The following is a 21,629-nucleotide window of genomic DNA, read 5'->3' as shown; positions in this document are numbered from 1 at the left end:
CGTTAAATTATCAGATTAATCAATTACTCCATTGACATATTATTTTTCAAAAAAGATTCCAATGCCTGAAGATGTTCCTGAAACGCCTTTTCTCCTTTTTCGGTTCGGGTAAACGTGGTTTTCGGTTTTCTACCGACAAATTGTTTCTTAACAACAACGTATTCCAGGCTTTCCAGTGCTCGGATATGACTCGCCAGATTACCATCGGTCACTCCCAGCAATTCCTTCAGTGAATTAAAATCGATCTCATCGTTCACCATGAGAACCGACATAATCCCCAGCCGGACTTTGCTCTCGAACGCTTTGTTGATACTTTCCAGATGTTCAATCATGCTGCTGAGTCTCTTTCAACGCGAAAATAGAAATAGATACCATACACAATATGCAGGACACCAAATCCGATCGACCATAACAGCAGTCCTTTTCCAGGAAAGAATGCGCAAATAAGTCCGAGTAGCAATTCACAACATCCCAACCAGAAAATACTGCCGTATGTGTACTTCGATGCATTGATGAGCGATAGCCCGTAAAATAGTAACATGGCGGGAGCTATAATTCCTATATTTTCCCCCATAAGAAGTGCCACGCTGAAGATCCCTCCTACAGTAAGGGGTAGAAAAAAGTTCAGAAATGTACGATAAGCCGGTCCGCTGATGAAAGAATGCCCCATTTTTCTCGCTTTCCGGGCTGAGAAGAACAAAATTGTAGACAAGGATAACGCAAAAACAATCAGGGCCAAAAGAGTAATATCAGGGACGATGGTAACCCATACGGGCCTGGAAAATTCACCGGGAATATCTTTAACCGACGATAGAATGCCATAGGCAACAAATGTTCCTGCCAGCGCATATAAACCGATAAGAATGGCAGATGTACCACTGAACGATAAGAAACGAGACGATTTTTCCATCATTCCCCGTATCTCTTTTACTGCCTCGACTGCTTCGTTATTCTTCATATTTAAAAGTACTTTGAGATACAAAGTAAATAAATAAAAATAAACTCTTCTTATATGAAGAGCTTATTTAAATATATTTAACACGGATTCTTCACTTGCACAACGCTTCGTTCAGCACGATCACTGCTTCTTCATACCGTTCACGCTGGATTACAAATTGCATATTGACCTGCATTAACGACTGAGCAAAGCTCTCCACATTGATCCCTTTTTCATACAATGCTTTTGTTGCCCTGTACAGGAAACCGGGAAGGGCGATATTGGTGCCCATCACGCATACGATCGCCACCGCCTTGGCATTCACCTGGTAGAAAACCTCTTCGAGTACGTTGATCAGCTCCCTGCTTTTTTCGTTATCCCACACCACCATTGTAATGGAGTTGGCATTGGTCGATTTCAGAATATAACTCACCCCATATTTCACAAAATACTGCATGATATGTCCGTCAAAACCCACTTCACCCACCATCATGGGGTCATGCACCTCGATGGCAAGCACTTTCCGCGAGCCGGAAACGATCTCCACACGGGGGTCGGGAGAGATATAGTCACGCGATATAAGCGTTCCGGGATGGGTAGGTTCGAAAGTATTTTTTATGCGGATATTGATACCGGCCAGTTCCAGCGGTTTAGCCGCCTTGGGATGGATGGCCTCCATGCCGATGTCGGCCAGCTGATCGGCCACAATATAGTTGGTATGTCCCACGGGGATACTGTTCTCCACACCCACGATCTTGGGATCCGCACTTGAAAGATGGTACTCCTTGTGAATAACTGCTTCATCGGCCTTCACCTCGACCGCTATCTTGCTGAAAGTCACCTCGCTGTAGCCCCGGTCAAAAGCACGCATAATACCCTCTGTCCCTTTGGTGTATCCCGTGGCGATGCAGAGTACAGTATCGAAATCTATATCGCTGAACTCTTTATGGATCCTTTCATCTATGGTCAGCGATTCATTATCATTAAAACCGCAGAGATCTACAAAACGGGCATTGATACCGTTGTTATTAAGAATATTGACAGAGTTCCATCCCGAATGGGCTTCCCCAATGGATGCCAGAATCTCACGTGCGGCCAGGTGGATCGCCTTCGGATCCACATAACCCGACGCCAACACTTTCCCGAGGCTGTAAAGCACTGTTTTGGCCTGATCCACCCGAAAACGGATAAAGTCGCGCGCCTCTTTCAGGTCGAGCCCGTAATCGGCAAAACCGTCGTTAATCAGGAGCAGACGCTGACAGAATGAATCCAACGCGCTACTGTAATCTTCCCCGTTCAGAAACTTATTGTAGATGCCAGGTTCGCCGGTCTTCTTATGTTCCAGCAACCAGTTGGTTACATTATTATAAGCCGAAACCACAAAGATGCGGTTATACAACTCATCTCCCTTACGGTCTCCTTTGATAATGTTTTGAAGCACATCCTGAAATTGAGACATGGAGGTACCCCCGATTTTTTCTACTGTCAGCATATATATTATGAATTAGAATTACAAATTAAGCAAAGGTTGAGTTCGATTCTTCACTTGTGACTTCTATTCTTAGCCAAATTGTCAAATCAACTTTCCCTCCAAACCACTTCCCTCCTAAGCACATTAACTCATGAGCACCCGGGACGCAAAGATACATTTTTTTATTTTTCTCATGACAACGGAAAGGGAGAAAGTGATTGCTAAAACCGCTTCAACTCCCGGTATACCTTAAAAATAGGCAATCCCATCACGTTGAAGTAAGAACCCTCTATCTTCTCTACCCCCACATAACCGATCCATTCCTGCACTCCATAGGCGCCCGCCTTATCCATGGGGTTGTATGCCATAAGATAATAATCGATCTCTTCTTCCGACAGATTACCGAAAGTAACACAGGCGGTATCGGAAAAACCTATCTGCTTGCCGGTCGAGGTAAGGCAAACGCCGGTAATTACGCGGTGGGTCTTTCCCGAAAGAATACTCAACATGCGCTTCGCATCCTCTTTACCGGCGGGCTTTCCCAGGATCAAGCCGTTCAATAACACGATCGTATCGGCAGTGATCAGCAGCTCATCGTCCCTCAGTTCAGAGAGGTATGCCAATGCTTTTTTCCGCGCAAGATACCCGGCAATCTCTTCGTGAGGGAGTGTTCCGGGATACGATTCGTCGATATCGGGTAACGTACGGATCTCATACTGCACATCGATACCGGCAAGCAGCTCTTTCCGCCGGGGCGAATTGGAGGCGAGGATAAGGTGATAAGTGTTGAGTGAAGGCCGGTTATTTTTGAGGAAACAGTCTGGCCGTTGACTGGTAATATCCATAATGATGAAAATTAGTTGAGCCCGAAAGATACAAAAAAAGGCTTTATTTTGTACTTTTGTGCATAACGTATGCGTATGATACTTGATATTTGTACCTCTCCAGCATTATATCCTTATTATAAGAAAGAGAACGACACAGTGGTCGTGGTGGATGTCTTCCGTGCCTCCGCCACCATATGTAAGATGCTACATAATGGGGCGGAGTCAATTATCCCTGTAGCCGGAATAGAAGAAGCCAAACAATACAAGTCGGAAGGATTCCTTGTCGGGGCAGAACGCAATGCGCGCAAATGCGATTTTGCCGATTTCGGCAACTCTCCGTCGGACTACACATTGGAGAGGGTTTCCGGTAAGGAAGTAGTGTTTACCACGACTAACGGGACACAGGCTATCCAGGCGGCGAGAGGATGCCGGCAACTGTTTATCGGCACTTTTTCCAATATCGACGCAGTACTGGAAGCATCTCTCCGGTCGGCGGAACGGGTAGTGATCCTCTGCGCCGGATGGGAAAACAGGATAAATATTGAAGATATGCTCTTTGGCGGGGCTTTTGCAGAGAAATTAGGGGAAAAGGATGAACTTATCATAGGGTCGGATAGCGTGAGGATCGCAATGGAGTTATGGCAACAGGCAAAAGACCACCTGCTGGAATACGTAAAAAAGAGCGACCATTACCACCGGCTCGTGGAAAACGGCGTTGAGGCCGACGCAGCCTATTGTCTGCAAATGAATACGGCCCCGGTTGTACCGTATTACCATAAGAACGAAAAAAAAATAAGGGCTTCACATTGAAATATACCCTTAGTCCTCCCAGTCAAAATTATCAAAATCAAATGAGTCGGTAAACTGTTCCAAATGGCGTCGTTCTTTCTTGGTAGGACGTCCGGTCCCTCTTTGCCTGTCGACAAACCCGCTGATCTTGTTCAGTTCCAGCAGTTCGTACTGGTCGGGGGACGTCACGTTTTCCATGAACTGAGGCACCTTAGCAGCTCCCATGCGCTTGTCTGTCAGGTCCAATACCTTGAATGAAAAGGTAACCGGTGGTTTCCGCACCTCAATGATGTCTCCCACCCTGATATTCCTTGAAGGTTTCACGGCAACGTCACCGATTATTACCCGCCCCTTCTTACAGGCTTCGGAAGCGACGGTACGGGTTTTAAAGATACGCACCGCCCATAACCATTTATCTATCCTTACTTCATCCATTATTTTAAGATTATCAGATTAGTAGAATCAAGATCACCTTACAAGAAAAAGAAACAGTATAAAAACGGTGAGAGTACCGGATCTATCTGTTGTTGTATTGATTCATTGTAGTATGGACACCCGCCAGACAGAAGCTGCGGATCATATCCACCGCCATATCGATACGTTCGGGTAACAGGCGCTGTTCTTCTTCCGAGAATCGGTCTAATACATAATCGACCTGCGTGCCCCGTGGAAAATGATCCCCGATACCGAATCTGAGTCGCGGATAGTTTTGCCCTATCAGATCCTGAATATGTCTCAAGCCGTTATGTCCCGCATCACTTCCTTTCGATTTCATGCGAAGCGTCCCGAAAGGCAATGCCAGATCATCGACCACAACCAGCAGGTTTTCGTTCTCGATCTTCTCTTTCTGCAACCAGTAGCGGATAGCGTTTCCGCTCAGGTTCATAAAGGTAGAGGGTTTGAGCAGAACAAGCGATTTATTCCTGAGCCGCGTTTCAGCGACAAAACCGTATCGCCTGTCCTCAAAAACAGCATTGGACGCCTTAGCAAAAGCGTCCAATACCATAAATCCAATATTGTGGCGGGTTTGCTCATAATCGGGTCCGATATTTCCCAATCCCGCAATCAAATATTTCATCTGTCACATTCTTTTACTTAATCAGCCTTTGCTGCTGCCCCTCTTGCGGCACGCGTCAGTTGAACACGGCAAACAACGGCATTCTTGGCGTTCAATATTTCAATATCTTCGAAGTTCAATTGTCCCACCTGAATAGATTTACCCAATTCCAGCTTTTCAACGTTCACAACCAACTCTTCGGGTAATTTGGCCGGCAATGCTTTCACCTTCAGTTTACGTATATCGAGTGACAACTTACCACCGGCTCTCACACCCTCAGCCAGGCCTTCCAGACGAACAGGGATCTCGATCACTACCGGTGCATTTTCGAACACATACAGGAAATCAATATGAAGAATGGCATCCTTCACCGGGTGGAACTGCATCTCTTTCACAATGGCCTGCAGCTTCTTTTTACCAAAGTCGAGATTTACCAGAAAGACCTCCGGAGTGTAAATCAATTTGCGCACTTCGCTCTGTTTCACTACGAAATTCACATTTTCCTCGCCATGTCCGCCGTATACAACGCATGGGATCAGCCCTTCACCGCGATAGGCCCTGGCCGCTTTTTTACCGAAATCGTCTCTGATCTCGCCTTTTAATTCAAAAGTTTTCATTTTTAAAATAGTTTGTGTTACTCAAAATAAAGTTCGACTTCATCACACTATTTCTTTCGGAAATAGTTGCTTTCTTTATTTCCCATCACACGGGAGCTTTCAAAAAGCGGCGCAAAGGTAATGATTTCCCTTTTATTAAACAACAATCCAACGCTTCTTTGGCATAAATTATTTTGCTCTTTTTCAGATCCTCTGCCCGGATACTCATCAGCCGTCCCATAGGCTTGTCATCCCGGTAGTGAGGATCTGCATCACATACGCCTCTTTCAGCAATATTTGCAAATCTACGAAATTTGTTGATAATAATCGGTCGGCTGTCTCGCTGATTTTGCACAACATATTCACTTTTCGCTCAACAATATGTTTAATACCGAAAAATTAACTACTTTTGCAGGGCTAAAACTAAGTTCATTGAGACAATGATTAACAGAAATTTAATTCGTATCAGGGTAGTACAATTGGTCTATGCATGGTACCAAAATACGAATAAAGATTTGCGTAACGCCGAAAAAGAGCTCTTGTTCGGCCTGCAGAAATCATACGATCTTTACTATTTTTTACTCCTTCTGATAGTGGAGCTCACCGATTCGTATCAAAACCGCGTGGAAACAAAACGGAATAAATTCCTGCCGACGGAGGAAGATCTGCACCCCAATACCCATCTGATTGATAACAGGTTCATCCTGCAGTTACGAGAGAACAGGCAATTTCAAAAACAGCTTGCGGAACGGCCCATGTCCTGGAATACGAATGAGGTATTCGTCAAAAATCTGTTAGACGCCATACTTTCTTCGGATACCTATAAAGAGTATACTGCAATCGTCTCCCCTACCTATGAAGAAGACCAGGAATTCTGGAGGAAAACCTTCAAACAGTTCATCTACCTGAACGAAGAACTGGATGATATCCTGGAGGACGAATGCATTTACTGGAACGATGATGTGGAGATAGTGCAAACCTTTGTAATGAAGACTATCAAAAAGTTTTCGGCAGAAAAGGGCAACGATCAGCCCCTGTTACCGATGTTTAAAGATGAGGAAGACAGGGAATACGCCCTGAAATTGCTGCACCATTCCATACTGGGCGAAAAGGAATACCGCGGACTTATCGAGAAACATACCGAAAAATGGGATTTCGACCGCATCGCATTCATGGATCTCATTATAATGCAAGTAGCTCTTTCTGAGATATTTACATTCGAATCCATCCCCACCAATGTTTCGCTGAACGAATATATCGAAATCGCCAAATCGTACAGCACCCCCAAAAGCGGCACATTTATCAACGGAATTTTAGATGCTATTGTGCAGGAAATAAAAAAAGAAAAACGTATCTTTAAAAATTAATTATAAACACTTAAACAACAACTCTTATGAATGTTTTATTACAAGCAGCCCCAGGCGGAAGCATGGGCGGTATGGGCGGTACCCTGTTAATGATGGTTGCCATTTTTGCCGTATTTTATTTCTTTATGATACGGCCGCAACAGAAAAAGCAGAAAGATCTGCAGAAGAGCCGCGAAGCCATGAAATCCGGAGACAAGGTCGTCACGTCAGGAGGTATCCACGGAAGGATCAGAGAGGTAGGCGACACATGGTTTCTGGTGGAGGTAGCTGATGGCGTAAAATTAAAATTCGAAAAAGGTTCGGTTTACGCCTCATCGGCCGATGTAGCACAGACCAATTAAAACCGGGTCCAGGATGGAAATAAGAGCTGTCATCAAAAAATGGAAACCTGGAATTGAAGCCTTTTTTTCCACTTTCCCGTGGAAAAATGTGCTCTCTTTCCTGTTTTTTCTGTTGCTGGCTTTTATTTTCTGGTTGATGCTCTTTTTTCAGAAAGAGAATGTAGAAGGCACTTACAGGATACCGCTTAAATACACTAATATCTCTGATGATGTGGTGTTCGACAATCCCCTGCCTCTTTTCATAGAGGTCAGCGTGGCCGACAATGGGGCACAAATCTTTCGCCTCGATATGAGAAAAAAAGATTCGCTCGAGATCAATGTCACCGAGCTAACCGAAGAAGGCAATACGGTGCTTCAGGGCGATCAGTACAAGCAGCTCATTCGGAGCCAATTGTTTCCCAGCACTAATATAAGGGGCTATTATCCCATGAACATCTCATTGGCAACCTCTAAACTGCAGAGTAAAGAATTGCCGGTGGTTTTCGATGGAGAGATCACGACAAACAGGGCGAACTTAGTGGCCGACAGCGCTACCTTTATTCCGGAAGTTGTAATGGCATACGGTTCTCAGAAATCGCTCGATAAACTGAAAGGCGCGGTGACCGAATACACGGTATTCAAAAATCTGAAAGCCACATCGCAGTTGCCCGTAAGGATAAACAATGTGGAAGGGGTAAAATTCGTTCCCTCCCAGGTGGACATATATATCCCCATAGAAGAGTATACCGAGCGTACCTTCGAAGTGCCCATTACCGCAGCGCATATGCCCAAAAAACTCGACGTGAAATTTTTCCCGTCACGTGCCAGCGTTACTTTTTCCGTCACACTCGAAGAGTACAGAAAGATCGTACCGGAGGACTTCTCAATAGAACTCGATTACAGGAAGTTCCACTCCAACGAGGACGGACGCGTGGAACTTGAACTCACGGTTAGTCCCTCTTCCATTATCAATCCCCGGATCTCTCCCACTTCAGTGGAATTTCTGTTTGAAAACAAGACGAGTGAATGATAAAGGTCGGCATCACAGGGGGAATAGGAAGCGGAAAATCAGTGGTATCCGAAATTTTTCGTCTGCACGGGGTCCCTCTATTCAACGCCGACAAAGAGGCAAAAAAACTGAACGATTCGTCGCCCTGTATCCGTGAACAACTCACGTTGCAGCTCGGAGAAGATTTGTATGTTGATGGAAAGCTCGACAGGAAAAAGCTGGCATCCATTATCTTTCATGATGACCGCAAACTGGCTATCGTTAATTCCATTATTCACCCTGTACTGGCAAAGTATTTTATGGAGTGGTGCCGGCAACGGGAACATCATCCGGTGGTGATCCTCGACGCAGCCCTGCTCATTGAAGCCGGCTTCCATCGATTCGTAGACAAGGTGGTTGTGGTCGACGCTCCGGAAGAACTCCGCATCGCGAGAGTCATGCAACGCGACCGCTCGGCCCGTAGTGAGGTAGAAGCGCGGATGAACAGCCAGCTGCCGGAAGAGGAGAAAATGAAATATGCCGATCATGTGATCCGTAATGACAACCGCCATTCCCTCATCAGACAGGTCTCGGACCTGATGAAAAAGATAAAGGACGACGAGGGCAAAACTGCGTGATTGATTATATTGTTTTTTGCAGATATAACCGTAACTTTGTCCCGGACATTTAGGTTATACAATTAAAAATCAAAAAGAATGGTCGAACAAATTGGAATCAACGCCGGCAAAGTATGGACAGTCCTGGACAAGAACGGCCGGTTGAATGTAAAAGAGATCAAGAAAGCAACGAAACTGACCGATAAAGACCTCTATGCAGCGCTAGGATGGTTGGCAAGAGAGGGAAAAGTTGCTTTGGACGCAGTCGAAAAAGAACTGTTCGTCTCATTGAGTTGACCGGTAAATTCATCGTTTAAATGAAAAAGTTCTGAAGAAGCTGTCCAAAACGACAGCTTTTTTTCTTGTTCATTTTTGTGCACCAATGCAATTTATCATTTATCTTTACCGAAAAGATACCGACTGAATGGAACCTAAGCAATTACGAAAACAGCTCTTGCAATTATTTCCTCAGGATCAGGTTTTCACCAACGAACTTTCCCGCCTCGTCAAAGGAACTGACGCGGGGCTATACCGGCTTATCCCTAAAGCAGTGGTAAGAGTGAATTCAGAAGAAGAGGTGATCCGTCTATTGAGATTCTGCCGGACTGAAAACCTGCCTGTAACATTTAAAGCTGCAGGTACCAGTTTGAGCGGGCAGACCATCTCCGATTCCATACTGATGGAAACAGGCGATGGGTTTGCCTTCTCCGCCATCACCGATGAGGGACATACCGCCACGTTTGGTTGCGGGCTTACCGGCGCCGCAGCGAACCGTATGCTGATGCGATACAAACGCAAACTGGGACCGAAGCCGGCATCCATTAATTCCGCAAAAATAGGGGGGATTATTGCGAACAATGCAAGCGGTTCGAGCTACGGGATCCGGCATAACAGCTACAATACGGTCAGGTCGATGCGTATTATCCTTGCCGACGGCTCACTCTTAGATACTGCTGATAGCGCAAGTTGTCATGCATTCATTACCGCTCATCCGCAACTTATCACGGAAATTGAACAACTGCACCGGGATGCTGTAAACGATGAAGCTGTCCGGGAAAAGATCGCCACGAAATTTCAACTCAAAAATACCTGTGGTTACGGGGTGAATTCGCTGATCGACTTCAGCGACCCCATTCAGATTATCCGGCATCTGATGATCGGTTCCGAAGGAACCCTGGGGTTTGTTTCACAGGTCACTTTCGAAACAGTACACGATGCACCGCTGAAAGCCACGGCCATGGTCTATTTCTCCAATCTTCGCGATGTAAGCCAGACTATCATCCCGCTGAGAAGCTGCCGGGTAAGCGCTGCCGAGTTGATGGATCGCAACGCGTTGCGTGCTGTCGAAGACCAGGAAGGTATGCCGGAGGAGTTGAGATCGTTGCCAGAGGGTGCTGCCGCACTGTTGATCGACACCTCAGCCGACGATCCGGAGACTTTGCAGGTACAAATGGCTGAGATTGAAGAAAAGCTGGTCCATATTAAAACACTTACCCCGATTAAGTTCACCACCGACAAACACCTCTATAATCTTTACTGGAATGTGCGCAACGGGCTCTTCACCTCAGCAGCGGCCACACGCCCTTCCCGTACGGTATGCATTATTGAAGATATCGCTTTCAGGGCCGAATCTCTGGGGGATGCGCTTACCGATGTACGCGAATTACTCGTACGCACCGGTTATGGAAATGCCGTGATGTGGGGTCATCTGCTCGATGGGAACGTTCATTTCACCGTTTTCCCCGATATCAACAACACCGAAGGTATAGAAAAATATGCCGGTTTCATGCAGGAGTTATGCGAATTGGTTGCCATGAAACACGGCGGCAGCCTCAAGGCTGAGCACGGTACGGGCCGCAATATGGCCCCTTTTGTGGAAAAAGAGTGGGGCCGCGAGGTATATAATCTGATGAAACGCATTAAAAAGGCATTCGATCCCGGAAATATCCTGAACCCGGGTGTATTGATCAACGATGACCATGAAGTATTCATCAAAAACCTGAAACGGATTCCGGAAGCCAATCCGATTATTGACAAATGTATTGAATGCGGTTTTTGTGAGGTGAACTGTCCTTCAAAGAACCTGACCCTTACCCCCCGGCAACGGATCGTAGCCTACCGTCATTTGGCGGAACATACGGTTTCCGGTAATAAGGGAAGCAGCCCGGTGCCGAAACAGGTGAAGCAAATTTCCTATCCTATGGAAGAAACATGCGCTACGGACGGATTGTGCGGTATTGCCTGCCCGGTAGGGATCGATACCGGAAAGCTTGTCAAAGAGTTACGATGGCAGCAGAACGGCAGGTTTGCCAACAGGATTGCCGGTATGATCGCCGGCAATATGGCGGGAACGACTTCCCTGCTACGCAGACTATTACCTATTCCGCATTATATTGGAAAAGTTATGGGTTACCGGGCAATTGAAAATGTGACAAAGGGCCTTTACAGATTAGGCGATGGGGTAGTCCCCTTATGGACACGCTACACCCCTTCCGGCAGCAAAAAGATCACACGCAATATTTTCCCTGCCGGTAACCCTGACGCCCCGATGGTGGTCTACTTTCCGGCATGCATCACCCGCGCCATGAGCGGCCCCTCATTCGGTTATGAAGAGGTTGAAGATATACCGCAAAAGATGCTTTCCATTTTACGAAAAGCAGGCTACACCGTTATTATTCCGGAGGGAAAGGACAAACTATGCTGCGGAATGGCCTTCAGCAGCAAGGGATTCCGGAAACAGGCGCAGAAAAAGGAGAGTGAGTTGAATGAAGCCCTTTTGAAAGCAAGTCGTAACGGGGAGCTACCCATTGTATGTGATATGAGCCCCTGCCTGCTGCATATGCGTGAAACACTGGACAAGCGACTCAGGCTGTATGACCAGGTAGAATTTATCCACGATTTCCTGCTCGACCGCCTGGAATTTGACAGACAAGCTGTTTCTGTCGCCGTACATACCACCTGTAGTTCCACCAAGATGCACCTGGAGGAGAAACTCTATGCAGTAGCGTCACGTTGTGCGGAAAAGGTGATCGTCCCCGAAAATATCGGCTGTTGCGGATGGGCGGGAGACCGGGGATTTTTCTACCCGGAGCTCAATAACTCGGCGCTCGCACCGTTAAAACAGGGTATCAGGGATGCCACAGAAGGGTATTCTAACAGCCGGACATGTGAAATAGGATTGTCCGTCAACAGTGGAATTGCTTATAAATCGTTGGTTTATCTGGTAGATAAGGCTACCTCCTGACAGCATCTTATTTCATCCGGTCGAATCCCTGCCCATAGACGCCTACCACATTACTCTGAGAGATAAAGGCATTGCTATCGATCTGTTTCACCAATCGGAAGATGGAGGTCGATTCGGTGCGCTTGGCCATTACCAGCAGCACCTTCTGCGGTCTTTGGGAGTACCATCCCACACCGTCCAGTACGGTACAGCCGCGATGTAATTGCAGATTGATCTGTGTGGCGATCTCCTCATACCGGCTCGAAAAAATAAAGAACTGCACCGACTGTCGGATACCGTTCAGCACCCAGTCGACCGAAGTAGCCATCACCGCAATAATAATGATCCCGAATACAATGGTCTCCACACTTCGGAAGATCAGGAAAGAAGAGGATACGATGACAAGGTCGACAAACAACATCGTCCGGCCGGGCGTAATATTCCGGTATTTATTGATGATAAGCACTACGATATCCGTTCCGCCGCTGCTGCCGTTGACCGACATCACCAAACCCACCCCGGAACCGGCCACGATCGCTCCGATCAATCCCGCCATAAGCGGTTCTTCTGTCATGATCGGCTGCCACTGAAAACTTTCGAACATGCCGATAAATGCGGAAAGCATGCCTACTCCCACGATAGTCTTCACTAAGAATTCCAATCCCAATACCTTGAAGGATGCTAATAATAACAGGGCATTCATTGTAAATACCATCAACGACACGGGTAAGCCGAAAGCATAATTGAAAAGCACCGCAGCGCCCGTAAGTCCCCCCATCACGAAATGGTGCGGCATGATGAACTGGGTAACCCCCAAAGCATACATGAAAGTCCCCAGGGCAATGATCAGGTAATCCTTCCAGTAAAATCTTTTCAGACTGAATTCAGGTAATTTTTCCATTTTATATCACCACATTCACAATTTTTTTCGGAACGATAATTATTTTCTTCGGGCTTTTGGCTTCCATCCATTTTTGGGAATTGGGATGTGCCAGTACCGCTTTTTCGATCTCTTCGTGGGTCACATCCGCCGGAAATTCCAGTATAAACCGCGATTTCCCGTTGAAAGAGATTGCATACGGAAAAGCATCTTCTTTTAGATACTCTTCATTCCATACGGGCCATTTTGCATCACACACCGATGTGCCATTCCCCAGTGTAAGCCAGAGCTCCTCGGCAACATGCGGCGCAAAGGGAGCAAGGCAGACGACCAGGTCGCCCAGTATCGCTCTCTTGGAGCATTTCAATGCGGTCAACTCGTTCGCGCAGATCATAAAAGCAGAAACCGACGTATTAAAGGAAAAATGCTCGATATCGAACGATACTTTTTTAATCAGTTTATGCAGTGACTTCAATTCCTCTTTCGTAGGTCCGTCACCGGTCACAGATAAATTTCCCTCTTTATAAAAAAGATTCCACACTTTGCGCAGGAAGCGGTGTACCCCGTCGATCCCGTTGGTATCCCACGGCTTGGATTGTTCAAGCGGCCCAAGGAACATCTCATAAAGGCGGAGGGTATCGGCTCCGTATTTCTCCACAATATCATCGGGGTTCACCACATTGAACATCGATTTCGACATCTTCTCGACGGCCCATCCGCAGATATATTTTCCATCTTCCAGGATAAATTCCGCCGTCCTGTATTCGGGATTCCAGTTCCGGAATGCCTCTATATCCAGGATATCGTTATGCACTATATTGACATCCACATGAATAGGGGTCACTTCATATTGCTCTTTCAGGTTCAGCGACACGAATTGGTTGGTTCCTTTCACACGGTACACAAAATTGCTCCGCCCCTGGATCATCCCTTGATTTACCAGCTTTTTAAAAGGCTCTTCTTCACAGGAAACACCCAGGTCGAACAGGAATTTATTCCAGAAACGGCTGTAAACAAGGTGCCCGGTAGCATGTTCCGTCCCGCCTATATAAAGGTCCACATTCCGCCAGTAGCTGTCGGCATCTTCCGATACCAGTGCATCATCGTTCTGCGGATCCATATAACGCAGGTAATAGGCCGACGATCCCGCGAATCCGGGCATGGTATTCAATTCCAACGGATAACCCTCTTGGGTCTGCCAGTTTGTGGCGCGCCCCAGCGGCGGTTCTCCCGTTTCAGTAGGGAGATATTTATCCACTTCCGGGAGCTCCAGCGGCAGTTCGTTTTCCTCCAGCGTATAGGGCATCCCGTTTTTATAATAGACAGGGAACGGTTCGCCCCAGTAGCGTTGTCTCGAGAAGATAGCATCCCGCAGGCGGAAATTGATCTTCCGGTAGCCGAGTCCCCGCTTCTCCACCTCGTCGATGGCTGCGGGAATGGCTTCCTTCACCGTCATCCCGTTCAGGAAGCCGGAATTGACCATAATCCCTTCTTTTGCATCGAAACTCTCTTCCGATATGTCGCATCCCTCAATCAAGGGTATAATGGGCAGGTTGAAATACCTGGCGAAAGTATAGTCGCGGCTATCGTGGGCCGGCACAGCCATTATGGCTCCCGTGCCGTATCCTGCCAGTACATAGTCCGATATCCATATCGGAAGCGGTTCACCGGTAAAGGGATGGGTGGCGTATGATCCTGAAAACACACCGCTGACCGATTTGTCGGCAATGCGTTCCCGTTCGGTCTTTTTCCTGGTTTTTAGAATATAGTCATCTACCACTTCACGCTGCTCATCGGTAGTAAGCTCTTTTACCAGTTCGCTCTCCGGGGCAAGCACCATAAATGTCACACCGAAGATAGTATCGGCGCGGGTGGTAAAAATATCAAAAGAGATACCCTGAGAGGTTTTGAAATGCATCACGGCACCTTCACTGCGCCCTATCCAGTTCCGTTGCGTCTCTTTCAGGGAATCGGTCCAGTCTATCTTTTCCAGACCGTCGAGCAGGCGTTGTGCATAGGCCGATACGCGCAGGCACCACTGACGCATCTTCTTCTGTTCCACGGGATAGCCTCCGCGAATGGAAAGTCCGTCGCTCACCTCGTCGTTGGCGAGTACCGTCCCCAATTGCGGGCACCAGTTCACCATAGTATCCCCCAGATAGGCGATGCGGTAGTTCATCAATATTTCCTGTTGTTCTTTTTCGGATTTGGTATTCCACTCCTCCGCCGTAAACTCCATCGGCTCGCTACAGGCCAGGTCGAGCCCCGCCGTCCCCTGTTGGGAAAAGACCTCTACCAGTTCGGTAAGGGGACGGGCCTGCTGCGCCTGATTACAATAGTAGGAATGGAACATACGGATGAACGCCCATTGCGTCCATTTGTAGTAAGCTGGGTCGCAGGTGCGCACTTCACGGCTCCAATCGTAGGAGAACCCTATTTTATCCAGTTGTTCGCGATAGCGTTTGATATTGTTTTCCGTAGTAATGGCCGGATGCTGCCCGGTTTGAATGGCGTACTGCTCCGCCGGCAACCCGTAGGCATCATACCCCATGGGATGCAGCACATTGAATCCCTTTGACCTTTTGTATCTTGAAAAAATATCCGATGCGATATAGCCCAGCGGATGCCCCACATGCAACCCTGCCCCTGAGGGGTATGGAAACATATCGAGCACGTAAAATTTAGGTTTCGAGCGATCTTCCCTTACTTTATATATCTGGTGCTCAATCCAGTACTGTTGCCACCGCCTTTCTATCTCTCTGAAATTGTAGTCCATTCCTATACGCTTTTAAAAACGGTGCAAAGATAATAATTTAATGCGACAATGTGATAATAAGACCAATGTGACAAGCAACGTTCAACGGAACGAAGGGTAGTTAAATGTGCCAATGAGAATAATGTGATGATTTGATGATTTGAAAATTGAAAGCAATCCTGGAATTTGAGAACCTGGAATTTTGAATTTTGAAATCTTGAATTGAAACAACGTTCGGCAGAGCCAAAATCGACGTAGTCAAATCTGAAATCCTATCCTTCATATAGCCCGTCAATAATATCTGCATATCTTTCCAGAATTACTTTTCGGCGGAGTTTAAGCGTATTGGTCAATTCCCCGGTTTCTACCCGGAATGGGGCAGGCAGCAAGGCGAAACGTTTAATTTTCTCATAAGAGGTGAACTGTGCCTGCAGCATCTCAATCCGTCCGAAAATAAAAGCCTCTATTTCGGGGTGGTTCACCAACTCCTCCGTCGAATTGAACGGGATAGCCTGTTCCCGGGCATATATTTTGAGCGCTTCGTAGTCGGGGACGATCAGCGCACTGACGAATTTCCGATTGTCTCCGATCACTGCCATCTGATCGATATATTTGTCCTCGCTAATACGTGTCTCGATCATTTGCGGGGCAATATATTTTCCGTTGGAAGTCTTATAAAGATCCTTGATACGTTCGGTGAGAATGATCTCATTGTTTTCCGTAAGAGAACCGGCATCGCCGGTTCTGAAATAGCCATCTTCGGTAAAAGCGGCTTTGGTCGCTTCCGGCTTATTGTAATATCCGCTCATCACGGTGCCCCCTTTTACTAATATCTCATTGTCCTCTCCTATCTTTACATTCACACCGGGCATCACTTTTCCCACCGTACCTATCCGGAAACCTTTTTCGGGGAAACAACTCACTGTGGCAGTGGTTTCACTAAGTCCGTAACCATAGATAAGGTGTACATCGATAGACTGCATGAACTCGTTGATGGTGTCCGACAAGGGAGCTCCGGCCACAGGGAAGAAATTGCCGCGGTCTATACCCACAACCCGTTTCACCAGATAAAAAACCGTATTCCGGTAGAGAAAGAATTTCAATCGATTACCTATAGGCGCCTTTTTCCCTTCGTTCACAAATTTCAGATTGTGCCGGCGTCCTGTTTTCACGGCATCCACGAACAGCCATTTTGTGATTCCCGACGCATTGTCTATTTTCTCTTTGACGCCATCGTACACTTTTTCCCAGAAGCGGGGGACATTGCTCATCACCGTAGGGCGCACCTGCCTGATGGTCTCCCTGATTTCCCCCGGATCTCTGTTTACCGCCACGGTTACTCCTTTGGACAGACAGTAGTAAGTCCACGCCTTTTCGAATATATGTGTGAGAGGTAGAAAACACATGGAGAGATCTTTGTCCGACAAACCGGTGATCCGGATATCGTGTATCCTGAATGCTTCTGAAAAATTGGCATGTGTCAGCATCACCCCCTTCGGCTCACCGGTGGTACCCGAAGTATAAATTATGGTTGCCAGATCATTGTTCTCCAACTGTTTCGAACGGGCATTCACCAGTGCCAACGATTCGGAATTGTCGCCCGTGGTGATGAAATCATCAAAATAGACCGATGTCTTGTCGTCGGGTCTCAGCACGACATTCCTGTCGAACACGATCAGCTTTTCCAGAAACCGGCTCTCTTGCTGGACTTTGGAGGCATTATTGTATTGAAACTGTTCACCCACAAAAAGCAGTTTGATATGCGCATCATTTACAATATAACTTACCTGCATTGGCGATGAGGTAGCATACATCGGAACCATCACCGCCTTGTTGGCATAGACTGCAAAATCAGCGATCAGATATTTTTCCATATTCTGGGAATATACCCCTACATTATCGCCCGGGCTAAGCCCCATCTCTGCCATTGCCTGAGCGGTTTTCATGATCTTATCCGAAAAATCGCTCCACGACAAATGCAACCAGTCGCTACCCGATCCCTGATACATGATTGCTGTTTTATTACCGTATTTCTGTGCCTGTCTGTGAATGAGTCCGCCTAAATGAGAATATGCCATTGCTTTTCAGTTTTAATCTAGCCAAAATTACGTTTTTTCCGCGATTATCCGTCAAAAAACCGTGCTTTTTTTATAGTTTTGTCCTGTTTTGACTTTCCTTACCGGGAATTTACTTAACATTCTAAAAACTCGAAGATTAATTAACTACACTTAACGAGTTTTTATGGCAAAAAATAAAATGGAGCGACTATCTTTGTACTGTTTGAAACAGCTATAAATCGAACGGCTGGTGGCAGCTAAGGCCGAAAGTAAAGAGTAGAGGCAGTTCTCCACATCTTAAATGAAAAGAACTGATCAATTTTATGAAAAGACTTATCATTATATTCCTTACCCTGGTTATAACCCTTTTATCCTCCGGGATAAAAGCGCAGGGATATTATGCAGCCAATTTGACTCCCGACTCCGACACACCGGTATCCACCATCTTTTTAATGCCGAATGTGTATCCGGCCGTGGTGTTGGAAGGAGATACCATTGCCTGCATGTGGTTGAAGGATTTTGTCAAATATTCCCCCCTCACTTTCCGGAATACAAAGGATCAGATAGCCTATTCCAAGTTGATCCGCGATGTAAAGAAAACACTCCCTTACGCGAAGGAGATTGCCGCTATCATCCTGGAAACGTACGAATATATGGAGACGCTTCCCAACGATAAAGACAGGCAAAAGCACCTAAACCGAATGGAAAAATACCTGATGGATCAGTATACTCCGAAAATGAAGAAGCTTACCCGGTCACAAGGACAATTATTAATGAAATTAGTAGACCGGGAGACCAATTCCTCCTCCTATTATATTATCGACGCATTTATGGGAAGCCTCAAAGCCTGGTCGTATAATTTATTCGCCGGAATGTTCGGCAACAGCCTCAAAACCCGCTATAACCCATATGGCGAAGACCGGATAACCGAACGCGTCTGCGTGCTTGTAGAACAGGGAGCCGTATAATATTATTTCTAATTTCTTACCTCTAACTTCTCGCAAAATCAACACATCAGCACTACCAGTCCCGACTTGTCGGGATTCTCACATTAAATTATTATCTTTGCACCGTTTTTCATGCGAGGCTAAAAAACGTATGAAATCATCATATTGGCACATTCGCGTATTTAACTACACTTCGTTCCGTTGAACGGGGTTTGTTTCATTGGTACATTCGTTTCATGAGAATAAATTTTCTGCAGGATTTTCAACCTGCTCTTTTTCAATCTTTAAGGACCTACAACAAAGAAAAATTCTTTGCCGATCTGATGTCGGGATTGATTGTGGGAGTGGTAGCGTTACCCTTGGCCATTGCTTTTGGAATTGCCTCAGGCGTGACACCCGAAAAAGGGATATATACCGCAATAATTGCCGGATTCATCATCTCGTTCCTGGGGGGTAGCAGGGTGCAGATCGGAGGACCTACCGGTGCTTTCATCGTGATCGTCTATGGTATTGTGGAGCAATACGGTGTACAGGGCCTGGCCATCGCCACCGTACTCGCCGGCGTGATGCTCCTGCTGATGGGCTTCCTGAAACTGGGAGAGGTCATCAAATTCATTCCCTATCCCATTGTCATCGGTTTTACAAGCGGTATAGCCCTGACCATCTTTTCCACGCAGATAAAAGATTTTTTCGGGCTGACTACCCCGGCATTACCATCGGGGTTCTTTGAAAAATGGACGATTTACCTGCAGTATTTCAGCACCATCAACGGGTGGGCGGCGCTCATTGCACTAATAAGCGTTGCCATTATCGTGATCACCCCCAAAATATCAAATAAAGTGCCGGGCTCACTTGTAGCCATTATCGTAATGACATTAGCGGTCTACCTGATGAAAACTTACGGAGATATCACAAGTATAGAAACCATTGGTGACAGGTTTGTGATCAACAGTGAGTTGCCGGAGATGAAACACGTGCCGCTGAGCCTCGAAAGTATTCGCTTATTGTTCCCGTCTGCTTTCACCATTGCCATGTTGGGGGCCATCGAGTCGTTATTATCCGCTACGGTAGCCGATGGGGCGACAGGCCACAAACATAATTCCAATATGGAATTGGTAGCACAGGGTGCCGCTAACATCATCGTACCTTTTTTTGGCGGTATTCCCGCCACCGGAGCCATTGCACGTACGATGACCAATATCAATAACGGCGGCAGGACTCCTGTAGCGGGGATCATCCATGCTGTAGTACTTTTGCTTATTGTCCTGTTCCTGGGCGATCTCACCCGGCACATCCCCATGGCCTGCCTGGCAGGCGTGCTGGTAGTTGTGGCATACAACATGAGCGAATGGCGTACATTCACATCGCTCACCAAACAATCAAAATCGACTCTGGGCATTCTTATGACCACCTTTTTACTCACCGTTATCTTCGATCTGACCATCGCCATAGGAGTCGGTCTGATGCTGGCTATTTTCGGTTTTCTGAAAAGATTGAATGAAAGTACGCAGGTCTCACGCACTACCGGAAGCATCGATCTGGCGAAAGAGATGGAATCTCAATCCGGAGATATTCAGGAGGAAATTCTTCACCTGCCTTCCGGTGTGGAAGTTTACGAGATCGAAGGCCCCTTTTTCTTCGGAGTGGCCGGCAAGTTCGATGAGATAACGCGGGAACTGAGGGATCATCCGCATATTCGTATTATCCGTATGCGTAAGGTGCCGTTCATCGATTCGACCGGACTGAACAACCTGGAAATACTGTGTCGACGTTCAAAGAAAGAGAAGATCCGGATTATCCTCTCAGGCGTAAAGGACAGCGTACGCGAAAGTATCGAAAAATCCAATATCCCGCAGATTATCGGCAGCGAAAATATCTGTTCCAATATTCATCTGGCGGTAGAAAGGGCTAAAATGCTGAATGCGGAACAAAAACAAAAAGAGACAAATAAATAAAGGCGAACCGTATGGACAACCGGTCATATCAACTCACCGATTGGTTACCTACTACCAAGAAAGAATTGGACCTTCGCGGCTGGGCCACTCCGGACGTGATCCTCTTCTCCGGGGATGCCTACATCGACCACCCTTCGTTTGGCACAGCTGTCATCGGTCGTCTGCTCGAAAGCGAAGGGTTACACGTTGCCGTCGTACCGCAACCCAACTGGCGGGATGATCTGCGCGATTTCAAAAAACTGGGTGTTCCCCGCCTCTTCTTTGCTGTTACAGCCGGTGTGATGGACTCGATGATCAATCATTACACGGCCAACAAGAGGCTTCGTTCCCACGACGCCTACACTCCCGACGGCCGTTCCGATATGCGGCCGGACAGGACGGTGACCGTCTATACCCATATCCTGAAAGAACTCTATCCCGACGTTCCGGTTATACTCGGAGGGGTGGAAGCTTCACTGCGACGGGTAACACATTATGATTACTGGGATGATACGCTCCACAAAACCATTTTGGCTGATGCACCGGCCGACCTGCTGATCTACGGAATGGGGGAACTCCCCCTGAAACGGCTGATACGGGAAATCCGCAACGGCAAAAGTATCCGGGAGATAAATGATATTCCCCAAACCGCTTTTCTACGCTCCGAAGTGCCTGAAAATCCATTCCGGGAAGAGGCCACATTGTATCCGCACGAAGAATGTGAAAAAGAGAAACTGAAACAGGCCAAAAATTTTCGCGTGGTAGAAGAACAGTCCAACCGGCTCTCCGCCGCACGCATCCTGCAGCAGGTAGGCGGCAGGACACTCATTGTCAATCCCCCCTATCCTCCCATGAAAGAAGAGG

General features: G+C 46.9%; 20 protein-coding genes and 1 pseudogene. 10 read left to right on the top strand and 11 right to left on the bottom strand.

Translation table 11 applies throughout. The features are described 5' to 3' along the window. Window positions 1-23: 23 nt before the first annotated feature. The 4 genes from Q0502_RS05960 to Q0502_RS05945 all read right to left on the bottom strand — a co-directional run bounded on the left by Q0502_RS05960 (window position 24) and on the right by Q0502_RS05945 (window position 3,253). Window positions 24-332, bottom strand: a complete 309-nt coding sequence (locus tag Q0502_RS05960) for a transcriptional regulator (protein ID WP_298648402.1) — start codon at window positions 330-332, stop codon at window positions 24-26. Continuing rightward, window positions 329-958 (bottom strand): hypothetical protein, encoded by a 630-nt coding sequence (locus Q0502_RS05955; protein ID WP_298648400.1) that lies wholly within the window; start codon window positions 956-958, stop codon window positions 329-331. Before Q0502_RS05955 ends, Q0502_RS05960 begins: the two co-directional genes overlap by 4 nt. Window positions 959-1,049: 91 nt before the next feature. Continuing rightward, window positions 1,050-2,429 carry an aspartate kinase gene (locus Q0502_RS05950; protein WP_298648395.1) on the bottom strand — a complete coding sequence of 460 codons (1,380 nt, stop codon included), beginning with the start codon at window positions 2,427-2,429 and terminating at the stop codon, window positions 1,050-1,052. 200 nt (window positions 2,430-2,629) lie between these two features. After that, a complete protein-coding gene (locus Q0502_RS05945) occupies window positions 2,630-3,253 on the bottom strand; it encodes a Maf-like protein (protein ID WP_298648392.1) in 624 nt (207 codons plus the stop codon). Between the two features lie 75 nt (window positions 3,254-3,328). Here Q0502_RS05945 and Q0502_RS05940 point away from each other — a divergent pair, with 75 nt between their 5' ends. Beyond that, window positions 3,329-4,045 carry a 2-phosphosulfolactate phosphatase gene (locus Q0502_RS05940; RefSeq protein WP_298648389.1) on the top strand — a complete coding sequence of 239 codons (717 nt, stop codon included), beginning with the start codon at window positions 3,329-3,331 and terminating at the stop codon, window positions 4,043-4,045. A gap of 9 nt (window positions 4,046-4,054) precedes the next feature. Here the strand turns inward: Q0502_RS05940 and Q0502_RS05935 are convergent, their stop codons facing one another. The 4 genes from Q0502_RS05935 to Q0502_RS05920 form a co-directional block, all read right to left on the bottom strand. Continuing rightward, the gene (locus Q0502_RS05935; RefSeq protein WP_298648386.1) at window positions 4,055-4,459 is read right to left on the bottom strand and encodes an RNA-binding S4 domain-containing protein; all 405 of its coding nucleotides are present in this window, start codon (window positions 4,457-4,459) and stop codon (window positions 4,055-4,057) included. Window positions 4,460-4,541: 82 nt separating this feature from the next. Beyond that, window positions 4,542-5,102, bottom strand: coding sequence for an aminoacyl-tRNA hydrolase (gene pth / locus Q0502_RS05930; protein ID WP_298648384.1), 561 nt, complete (start codon window positions 5,100-5,102; stop codon window positions 4,542-4,544). A gap of 17 nt (window positions 5,103-5,119) precedes the next feature. Then, entirely contained in the window at window positions 5,120-5,698 is a 579-nt protein-coding gene (locus Q0502_RS05925; protein ID WP_298648381.1) for a 50S ribosomal protein L25/general stress protein Ctc, read from the bottom strand. 207 nt (window positions 5,699-5,905) lie between these two features. After that, entirely contained in the window at window positions 5,906-6,037 is a 132-nt protein-coding gene (locus Q0502_RS05920; protein WP_298648379.1) for a hypothetical protein, read from the bottom strand. Window positions 6,038-6,117: 80 nt separating this feature from the next. On the opposite strand from Q0502_RS05920, the gene nusB reads away from it, so the two are divergent. The 6 genes from nusB to Q0502_RS05890 all read left to right on the top strand — a co-directional run bounded on the left by nusB (window position 6,118) and on the right by Q0502_RS05890 (window position 12,213). Beyond that, window positions 6,118-7,044: a transcription antitermination factor NusB gene (gene nusB / locus Q0502_RS05915; RefSeq protein WP_298648376.1), complete on the top strand. Its 927-nt coding sequence runs from the start codon at window positions 6,118-6,120 to the stop codon at window positions 7,042-7,044. Window positions 7,045-7,070: 26 nt separating this feature from the next. Beyond that, window positions 7,071-7,385 carry a preprotein translocase subunit YajC gene (gene yajC / locus Q0502_RS05910; protein ID WP_298648373.1) on the top strand — a complete coding sequence of 105 codons (315 nt, stop codon included), beginning with the start codon at window positions 7,071-7,073 and terminating at the stop codon, window positions 7,383-7,385. A 13-nt stretch (window positions 7,386-7,398) separates the two neighbouring features. Then, window positions 7,399-8,394 carry a YbbR-like domain-containing protein gene (locus Q0502_RS05905; protein ID WP_298648370.1) on the top strand — a complete coding sequence of 332 codons (996 nt, stop codon included), beginning with the start codon at window positions 7,399-7,401 and terminating at the stop codon, window positions 8,392-8,394. Next, complete coding sequence (gene coaE, locus Q0502_RS05900) at window positions 8,391-8,990, top strand: dephospho-CoA kinase (RefSeq protein WP_298648369.1); 600 nt, start codon at window positions 8,391-8,393, stop codon at window positions 8,988-8,990. The genes Q0502_RS05905 and coaE overlap by 4 nt, the downstream gene beginning before the upstream one ends. A gap of 78 nt (window positions 8,991-9,068) precedes the next feature. Then, on the top strand, window positions 9,069-9,266 hold the full coding sequence (locus Q0502_RS05895; RefSeq protein WP_298648365.1) for a winged helix-turn-helix domain-containing protein: 198 nt from the start codon (window positions 9,069-9,071) through the stop codon (window positions 9,264-9,266). Between the two features lie 127 nt (window positions 9,267-9,393). Continuing rightward, a complete protein-coding gene (locus tag Q0502_RS05890) occupies window positions 9,394-12,213 on the top strand; it encodes an FAD-binding and (Fe-S)-binding domain-containing protein (RefSeq protein ID WP_298648362.1) in 2,820 nt (939 codons plus the stop codon). 7 nt (window positions 12,214-12,220) lie between these two features. Here Q0502_RS05890 and Q0502_RS05885 read toward each other — a convergent pair whose 3' ends face one another. From Q0502_RS05885 to Q0502_RS05875, 3 genes are all read right to left on the bottom strand, one after another. Then, complete coding sequence (locus Q0502_RS05885) at window positions 12,221-13,093, bottom strand: YitT family protein (protein ID WP_298648359.1); 873 nt, start codon at window positions 13,091-13,093, stop codon at window positions 12,221-12,223. A 1-nt stretch (window position 13,094) separates the two neighbouring features. After that, window positions 13,095-15,848: a leucine--tRNA ligase gene (gene leuS / locus Q0502_RS05880; protein ID WP_298648356.1), complete on the bottom strand. Its 2,754-nt coding sequence runs from the start codon at window positions 15,846-15,848 to the stop codon at window positions 13,095-13,097. A 251-nt stretch (window positions 15,849-16,099) separates the two neighbouring features. Further along, entirely contained in the window at window positions 16,100-17,905 is a 1,806-nt protein-coding gene (locus Q0502_RS05875; RefSeq protein WP_298648353.1) for a long-chain fatty acid--CoA ligase, read from the bottom strand. A 302-nt stretch (window positions 17,906-18,207) separates the two neighbouring features. On the opposite strand from Q0502_RS05875, the gene Q0502_RS05870 reads away from it, so the two are divergent. From Q0502_RS05870 to Q0502_RS05860, 3 genes and pseudogenes are all read left to right on the top strand, one after another. Next, entirely contained in the window at window positions 18,208-18,852 is a 645-nt protein-coding gene (locus tag Q0502_RS05870) for a DUF4294 domain-containing protein (RefSeq protein ID WP_298648350.1), read from the top strand. Window positions 18,853-19,067: 215 nt separating this feature from the next. After that, window positions 19,068-20,786, top strand: coding sequence for a sulfate permease (gene sulP / locus Q0502_RS05865; RefSeq protein ID WP_298648348.1), 1,719 nt, complete (start codon window positions 19,068-19,070; stop codon window positions 20,784-20,786). 11 nt (window positions 20,787-20,797) lie between these two features. Beyond that, a pseudogene (locus Q0502_RS05860) lies at window positions 20,798-21,629 on the top strand (YgiQ family radical SAM protein); the annotation flags it as partial.

Origin of the sequence: uncultured Proteiniphilum sp., assembly GCF_937873925.1 — a bacterium.
Classification (GTDB): domain Bacteria; phylum Bacteroidota; class Bacteroidia; order Bacteroidales; family Dysgonomonadaceae; genus Proteiniphilum.
The sequence above is the reverse complement of the archived record's forward strand: the minus strand, read 5'-3'. Positions and strand labels throughout refer to the sequence as shown.

What these genes read in the sequence shown, in the direction of transcription:
- Q0502_RS05925 (WP_298648381.1), bottom strand. Translation starts at nt 5,698, where the DNA reads ATGAAAACTTTTGAATTAAAAGGCGAGATCAGAGACGATTTCGGTAAA.
- Q0502_RS05920 (WP_298648379.1), bottom strand. Translation starts at nt 6,037, where the DNA reads ATGTTGTGCAAAATCAGCGAGACAGCCGACCGATTATTATCAACAAAT.
- Q0502_RS05960 (WP_298648402.1), bottom strand. Translation starts at nt 332, where the DNA reads ATGATTGAACATCTGGAAAGTATCAACAAAGCGTTCGAGAGCAAAGTC.
- Q0502_RS05935 (WP_298648386.1), bottom strand. Translation starts at nt 4,459, where the DNA reads ATGGATGAAGTAAGGATAGATAAATGGTTATGGGCGGTGCGTATCTTT.
- Q0502_RS05955 (WP_298648400.1), bottom strand. Translation starts at nt 958, where the DNA reads ATGAAGAATAACGAAGCAGTCGAGGCAGTAAAAGAGATACGGGGAATG.
- Q0502_RS05905 (WP_298648370.1), top strand. Translation starts at nt 7,399, where the DNA reads ATGGAAATAAGAGCTGTCATCAAAAAATGGAAACCTGGAATTGAAGCC.
- pth (WP_298648384.1), bottom strand. Translation starts at nt 5,102, where the DNA reads ATGAAATATTTGATTGCGGGATTGGGAAATATCGGACCCGATTATGAG.
- Q0502_RS05940 (WP_298648389.1), top strand. Translation starts at nt 3,329, where the DNA reads ATGATACTTGATATTTGTACCTCTCCAGCATTATATCCTTATTATAAG.
- Q0502_RS05945 (WP_298648392.1), bottom strand. Translation starts at nt 3,253, where the DNA reads ATGGATATTACCAGTCAACGGCCAGACTGTTTCCTCAAAAATAACCGG.
- leuS (WP_298648356.1), bottom strand. Translation starts at nt 15,848, where the DNA reads ATGGACTACAATTTCAGAGAGATAGAAAGGCGGTGGCAACAGTACTGG.
- Q0502_RS05950 (WP_298648395.1), bottom strand. Translation starts at nt 2,429, where the DNA reads ATGCTGACAGTAGAAAAAATCGGGGGTACCTCCATGTCTCAATTTCAG.
- Q0502_RS05885 (WP_298648359.1), bottom strand. Translation starts at nt 13,093, where the DNA reads ATGGAAAAATTACCTGAATTCAGTCTGAAAAGATTTTACTGGAAGGAT.
- sulP (WP_298648348.1), top strand. Translation starts at nt 19,068, where the DNA reads ATGAGAATAAATTTTCTGCAGGATTTTCAACCTGCTCTTTTTCAATCT.
- Q0502_RS05895 (WP_298648365.1), top strand. Translation starts at nt 9,069, where the DNA reads ATGGTCGAACAAATTGGAATCAACGCCGGCAAAGTATGGACAGTCCTG.
- nusB (WP_298648376.1), top strand. Translation starts at nt 6,118, where the DNA reads ATGATTAACAGAAATTTAATTCGTATCAGGGTAGTACAATTGGTCTAT.
- Q0502_RS05870 (WP_298648350.1), top strand. Translation starts at nt 18,208, where the DNA reads ATGAAAAGACTTATCATTATATTCCTTACCCTGGTTATAACCCTTTTA.
- Q0502_RS05890 (WP_298648362.1), top strand. Translation starts at nt 9,394, where the DNA reads ATGGAACCTAAGCAATTACGAAAACAGCTCTTGCAATTATTTCCTCAG.
- yajC (WP_298648373.1), top strand. Translation starts at nt 7,071, where the DNA reads ATGAATGTTTTATTACAAGCAGCCCCAGGCGGAAGCATGGGCGGTATG.
- coaE (WP_298648369.1), top strand. Translation starts at nt 8,391, where the DNA reads ATGATAAAGGTCGGCATCACAGGGGGAATAGGAAGCGGAAAATCAGTG.
- Q0502_RS05875 (WP_298648353.1), bottom strand. Translation starts at nt 17,905, where the DNA reads ATGGCATATTCTCATTTAGGCGGACTCATTCACAGACAGGCACAGAAA.